Below are 1,929 nucleotides of genomic sequence, written 5' to 3'. Positions count from 1 at the left end.
TGGGAGCGCGGGCACTGGCACTGGGACCATGGCCGCTACGTATGGATCGGCGGCCACTGGGAAACCGAGCGCGTCGGCATGCAATGGGTGCCGGGGCAGTGGGACCAGCGCGGTCCGAACTGGTTCTGGACGCGCGGCCACTGGGCTTGAGGCAGACGCGCGATGAAAAGAACCGCAATCGCCATCGCGCTCGTCGCGATCACGCTGGCCGGATGCATCGTCGTGCCGGCGCGGCCGGTCTACTACCGGCCGGCGCCCGTCGTGATCTACTGAGCGTCGCGCGGGCCGTGCTGTTGCGCCGGGCCGTTTGCGTCGGTCGCGGCCGGCCCGGCATCGTGCGTCGTCGCCGTGTCCGCGGCGCTGTCGGCCGCCGCCGCAGCGGCCGGCTCGTTACCGCTTTCGTCGCGCAGCGTGTCGAGCGGATCGGCGGGGGCCGCGGTTGCATCCTGGGGTTCGGTCACGCCGGTCATGTTGTCCGCCGCGGCCGCTGCGGTTGCCGCGGCCGGCGCGGCGGCCGCGACGGGCGGCGCGAGATAGCGCTGCGCGAGCGTTTCGTAGAGCGGCGGCGCGAAAAAGCGCGATACCCGGCTCGATACCAGCGCGGTCGCCATCAGCGAAATCACGAGCGCATGACCGTTGATCATTTCCATCACGATCACGAACGACGTGATCGGCGCCTGCGTGACGGCGGCCAGATAGCCGACCATCGCGAGCGCGATCAGCATCGGCAGGCTCATGTCGCTGAACACGGCATGCAGCACGTTGCCGAAGCCGGCGCCGATCGACAGCGACGGCGCGAAGATCCCGCCCGGGATGCCCGGCAGGTACGACGCGACCATCGATACCATCTTCAGGAGCGGATAGAACACCGACAACTGCTGACTGCCGTCGAGCAGGCCGCGCGCCTCCGCATAGCCGCTGCCGAACGTCGTGCCGCCGGACACGAGCCCGACGACGGCGATCGTGAAGCCGCACAGCGCGGCGAACGCGACCGGCCGCTCGCGATACAGGCCCAGCAGTTGCGCGGGCAGCCAGCGCCCCGTATTCAGCAGCAACCAGCAGAACAGGCCGCCCGCGATGCCCGTCACGATCGCGGTGACCAGCACCGCGACCGCCAGCAGCTTCGGGAAATGGAGCCCGGCGTTGATCGTGCCGAAATACGTGTAGTTGCCGTTCAGCCCGAGCGCGACAACGCCGGCGAGGATGATCGCGGTGATCAGCACGCCGCTGGCGCGCGCGGAGAAGCTGCGGGTCAGTTCCTCGATCGCGAACACGATGCCCGCGAGCGGCGTGTTGAATGCGGCCGACAGCCCGGCCGCCGCGCCGGCCAGCACGAGCTGGCGTTCGATCTGCGCGTTCGAGCGCGGGTAGAAGCGTCGCAGGTTGAACATCAGCGCCGCACCGACCTGCACGGTCGGCCCTTCGCGGCCGATCGTGAAGCCGCCGAGGATGCCGAGGAACGAGATCAGCACCTTGCCGAACAGAATGCGCAGCGTCAGCAGCCGGGCGCCGAATGCGCTCGGGCTGGCATGCAGCGTCGCGATCACCTGCGGGATGCCGCTGCCCTCGGCGCCGCGGAAAAAGCGACGTGTCGTCCATGCCGACAACGCGGCGATCGCCGGGGTCAGCAGCAGCGGCAGCCAGACGGCGTGATCGCGCATCGCGCGGAAAGTCTCGTAACCCCAGTCGATCAACCGGGCGTAGAGTACGGCCGCGAGGCCGACGACGATCGCACCGAGCCAGAAAACTCCGTATTGGCGCCAGATTCGCAGCGAGCGGCGGGTGAGGGCGGGAAACAGCGCGGGAAGGGCAGGGCGCGGCATTGGCTCGGGCCGGAGGGCAAAGAGTGGATTATAAAAAGAACGGGATGCCAGCGGGGGCGTCAAACGTTCTTAGTGAGCGACAAAAATCCACAAAGAGATGCAATTT

At 68.4% G+C, this 1,929-nt stretch carries 1 protein-coding gene and 1 pseudogene; one reads left to right on the top strand and one right to left on the bottom strand.

All coding sequences use genetic code 11. The annotated features are described in order from the left end of the window. Positions 1–150, top strand: a pseudogene (locus tag JMF90_RS35140) (YXWGXW repeat-containing protein); the annotation flags it as partial. Between the two features lie 116 nt (positions 151–266). Here the strand turns inward: JMF90_RS35140 and JMF90_RS35135 are convergent. Next, complete coding sequence (locus JMF90_RS35135; RefSeq protein ID WP_054927493.1) at positions 267–1,823, bottom strand: chloride channel protein; 1,557 nt, start codon at positions 1,821–1,823, stop codon at positions 267–269. Positions 1,824–1,929 lie beyond the last annotated feature (106 nt).

The sequence above is a fragment of the Burkholderia sp. E168m23 genome (assembly GCF_016586125.1).
Classification (GTDB): Bacteria; Pseudomonadota; Gammaproteobacteria; order Burkholderiales; family Burkholderiaceae; genus Burkholderia; species Burkholderia orbicola.
Note: the sequence above shows the minus strand (reverse complement) of the source record. Positions and strands in the feature narration are given on the sequence as shown.